Origin of the sequence: Candidatus Caldatribacterium sp. (assembly GCA_014359405.1) — a bacterium.
GTDB classification, from domain to species: domain Bacteria; phylum Atribacterota; class Atribacteria; order Atribacterales; family Caldatribacteriaceae; genus Caldatribacterium; species Caldatribacterium oleiphilum.
This window is the reverse complement of sequence record JACIZN010000143.1, coordinates 1-4,204: the sequence shown is the minus strand read 5'-3', so window position 1 is coordinate 4,204 and position 4,204 is coordinate 1. Positions and strand designations below refer to the sequence as shown.

Sequence of the window (4,204 nt, the reverse complement as noted above, 5' to 3'; positions counted from 1 at the left end):
TTCCCTTGGCAACAATGAGGCCCGTTACCGCCCCAAGAAGACCCCCAAAGACAAGACCAAAAAGGAGCATGAGTATCGGCGAGAGATGAGGGTTATCCCGGATAATTATCCCCGCCGCCATTCCAGTCAGAGCAAGGACTGACTCTGCCGAAAGGTCGATACCTCCGGTGACGAGGACAAACATCATACCCACGGCCAAAACCGAAAGAACCGCGGTATCAAGGAGCATGTCGTGGAGATTCCCCCAGGTGAGGAATCGGGGATTTCGAATGCCAACAAGAATCGAAAGGATAACAATGAACACGATAATTCCAAACTCCCGGAGATTACGAATCTGGATAGTCGCCCTTCTACTCATGTCCTACACCTGCTTCCTCCATCTCCCGAAGCTTAGCCCAATTGATGTTCACCGCCATCTCCATGAGTTTTTCCTGAGTCGCCTCATCTCGGGTGAGTATGCCGCTTACTCGTCCCTCGCACATAACGAGAATTCGGTCGCTCATGCCAAGGATCTCTGGCATCTCTGAAGAAATCATAATGATGCCAAGTCCCTCCTGGGCAAGATCCGACATAATCTGGTGAATGGCCGCCTTTGCTCCCACGTCTACTCCATGAGTCGGCTCATCGAGAATGAGAATGCGCGGTCTTGCCGCAAGGAGCTTGGCTACCACGACTTTCTGCTGGTTCCCTCCTGAGAGGGAGCTCACGGGACTGAAAATTGAAGGAGCTTTGATTTTCAGAAGCTCGAGCATCTTGGAAGAAACCTTGTACTCCTTTTCCGGCTGCAACCAGCCACGCTTTGTTAGAGAGTCAAGGATGGCAATGGTGATGTTATCGTTGATACTCATAGGAAGGAAAAGCCCCTGTTGCAAGCGGTCCTCCGGAAGGTATCCGATGCCACAGGCAATAGCGTCAAGGGGACTTCGAATGGTAACTTCTTTTCCCTCGACGAAGATTTTCCCTCGATCCGCCGGAGCAATGCCAAAAAGCGCATGGGCCACCTCAGTACGTCCCGATCCCACAAGGCCACTGATGCCGAGAATCTCTCCTGCATGGAGCGTAAAAGAGACGTTTGAAAAGTACCCCGTTCTTGAGAGTCCTTCAACCCGGAGGAGCTCTTTCCCCCGAGCCACTTGGGCCTTCGGGAAGAGTTGAGTGATTTCCCGACCGACCATGGCCCGAACGAGGTCCTTTTCAGAGATCTCATTGACCCTCCAGGTTCCGACTTTCTTCCCATCCCGCAGGACCGTAACCCGATCAGCAACCTCATAAATATCTTCAAAGCGATGGGAAATGAAAATGATTGCCGTTCCCCGAGACCGGAGCTCCCGCATGATGCGGTAGAGCTCTTCCGCCTCGCGCTTGGTAAGCGCTGCGGTGGGCTCATCCATGATGAGAATCTGAGCATTAATAGAAAGAGCCTTGGCAATCTCCACGATTTGCCTCTGTGCAGTACTCAAAGTACCCACAGGGGCTGTAGGATCGAGTTCCGACCCCAAGGAACGAAGGAGCTCCCGGGCCTTTTCGTGCATCTTCCGCCAGTCAAGCCGTCGTGAAAGGGGACGAAGGAAAGGGTGACCGAGGAATATGTTCTCGGTAACCGAGAGATGGGGGAAAGAAGCCGGCTGCTGGTACACTGCAGCAATCTGGTAACGGCTCGCTACCGTGGGATTGGGAATGGTGATTCTCTGTCCTCGCCAGAGAATTTCCCCCTCATCTGGTTGATGAACCCCGGTGATGATTTTAATCAGGGTGGATTTTCCTGCTCCATTCTCTCCCACAAGGGCGTGTATCTCAGAAGCCTCGAGATCGAAATCAACCCGCTCCAAAGCTCTAACCCCGGGGAAAAACTTGGAGATTCCTCTGAGTTCAAGTATCCGCTCGCCCAATGGATTTCACCTCACAAAAAGAGGGGCAGGGAATACTCCCTGCCCCAAACCGTGGTGGATCAGAATACGTCTTTCCACTCGTCGATGTTGGAGGCATCAAACCTGAATGGAGGCCCAAGAAGGACTTCAGTGCCTCCGTCTCCAGCTTTCCGGATGGTGTACTCTCCAAGTCTTCCGGCAGTAAAGGTTTCACCCTCGGCACCGGTTATGGTTCCCTCGCACAGGAGTCCTGCGACATACGCTGCAAGGTACCCGAGGTCCACCGGGTTCCAGAGGAAGAATGCCTCACAGGCGCCGTTCTTCACCCACTCGGCCATTTCACTTGGCAGACCAAGGCCGGTGAGCTTGACCTTTCCAATGAGCCCTGCGTCGGTGATGGCCTTTGCAGTAGCGCTCACACCAACCGTAGTGGGGGAGATAATACCTTTCAAGTTCGGATAGGACTTGAAAAGACCCATCGCCTCATTGTAGCTTTTGTCCCGGAGGTCATCGCCGTAGACGATAGCCGCAAGACGCATCTTCGAGTACTTGGGATCCTTGAGCTCTTCCTGCATGTACCGAATCCAGGTATTCTGGTTGGTCATAGTGGCCGCTGCAGAGAGAATGGCAATCTCACCCTCGTACCCAATCATCTCGGCAATAGCCTGAACCTGGAGCTTGCCAATCTGCTCGGCATCGGCTTGGTTCACATGGACAATACGTCCTTCGGGGTTCACTGCAGAGTCAAAGGAAACGACCTTGATTCCATTGGCCATGGCCTTCTTGAGAACCGGCACAAGGGCGTCAAAGTCATTAGCGCTCACGCAGATGGCGTTCACTTTCTGAGCGATGAAGTTCTCAATAATTTCAATCTGCCCCTCAACGGTTGGGGTTGCCGGGCCCTGGAAGATAAAGGTATTCCCAAGTTCGTTGCACGCCTCTTGGCCACCGCGGGCGCAAGCCTCGAAGAAAGGATTCCCGACGTTCTTCACAAGCATAGCAATTGTGAATCCTTTAGCAAGAACACCAGAGGAAAGCAACCCCACAAGAAGGAACACAATCCCAAGAAGAACCAGAGTTTTCCTCACGAGCACAACCCCCTTCTCGAGATTTCTTGGAAAAACTTGCCAAGATTATCTCCTGGTTTTATCAGAAATTTCTCACCCCCCTTTCGAGTTTTTCCGGGTAAATTGTATAGTAATCCAGGAAAGAGAGTCAATACTTCCTGAATGGGGAGGATTAAAAATTCCTTCAGGGGGTATTCAGAGGGAAAGATGGGGATGATTTCAAAAATTCTGCCCCAATTTTCCGGTATTCGTTCCGGATTTCCTCAATATCCGAGGATGCCTCGTTCCCGAGGAGGAAACGATAGAGCTTGAGGTGAACCTTCTCGAGCTTAAAGGGTTTTTCCGAAAGGAGGTCTTCGGCTTTCCCGAGAAGGTCCAGTGCTTCTTCCTTTCGTCCCTCGAGAAAAGCAATCTCTGCCACGGCAAGGGTGTAGTACACCATGCCTCTCGTGTCCCGGGTTTTCGTAAAGAGCCGAGAAGAGGCCTCAAATTTTCCCCGTGCTGCATCCAACTCTCCAAGGACTTTGAGGGCCGTTCCCCAGGACCACAGAGTCCAGGCGTACGAGACCTCATCCCCAATGTCCTCGTAGAGCTCCGCGGCTTTCTGGAAGTATCGCAAGGCCTCATCAAAATGCCCCATCATGCGATGGGCGTTTCCGATGCCGCAGAAAGAGTAGGCTTGCCCAAAGCGATCCTGGGTATCGTGGAAAATGGCGTTCGCGGTACGGTAGTGGTGGAGGGAGAGTTCGAAGTTCCCCGCCACTCGCTCAAGCCCCCCAAGGCCGCAGTGGCAGTACCCAAGACCCGATGGCTCCTCAAGGTGCCCAAAAAGGAAAAGGGCTTCCTGGAAGGTCTCCCGGGCTTTCCTGAGCTCTCCCATAGCCCGAAAAAGCCCCCCAAGGGCCCAAAGGGTAAAGGCCTCGCCTTCGGGGTCGTCGTACTCCTCGTAGATACTCCGGGCTTTCTCAAAGTTTTTCCAGGCTTTTTCGAGTTCTCCAAGACCCCGTTCGGCAAGACCAAGACCCACAAGGCAATCGGCCACTTCAAGGTCTTCTGCCATCTCCCGGGCAAGCTCAAGAGCTTCCGCGTAGGCCCTCTTTCCCTTCTCGAAATCCCCCACCATACGCAGGCAGTCCCCAAGATGCTTCAAGAGGAGAAGTCTCAGGAAGCTATCCTCCTGAGGCACCACCCGCAGGGCCTCTTCGAAAACCTCCCTTGCTTCCCGGAACCGGGAAGCCGCCCGGAGCTCTTCCCCTTTTTCGTAAAGCT

Annotated in this window: 4 protein-coding genes; all 4 read right to left on the bottom strand. The window is 53.3% G+C overall.

Annotated features, from left to right (window positions below; all coding sequences use genetic code 11):
• Positions 1-358 (bottom strand): ABC transporter permease (locus H5U36_09350; protein ID MBC7218317.1); only part of this gene is annotated, 358 nt, incomplete at its 3' end.
• Positions 351-1,889: a sugar ABC transporter ATP-binding protein gene (locus H5U36_09345; GenBank protein MBC7218316.1), complete on the bottom strand. Its 1,539-nt coding sequence runs from the start codon at positions 1,887-1,889 to the stop codon at positions 351-353. The genes H5U36_09350 and H5U36_09345, both read right to left, overlap by 8 nt.
• A gap of 59 nt (positions 1,890-1,948) precedes the next feature.
• A complete protein-coding gene (gene rhaS / locus H5U36_09340) occupies positions 1,949-2,956 on the bottom strand; it encodes a rhamnose ABC transporter substrate-binding protein (protein MBC7218315.1) in 1,008 nt (335 codons plus the stop codon).
• Positions 2,957-3,119: 163 nt separating this feature from the next.
• Positions 3,120-4,204 (bottom strand): tetratricopeptide repeat protein (locus H5U36_09335; GenBank protein MBC7218314.1); only part of this gene is annotated, 1,085 nt, incomplete at its 5' end.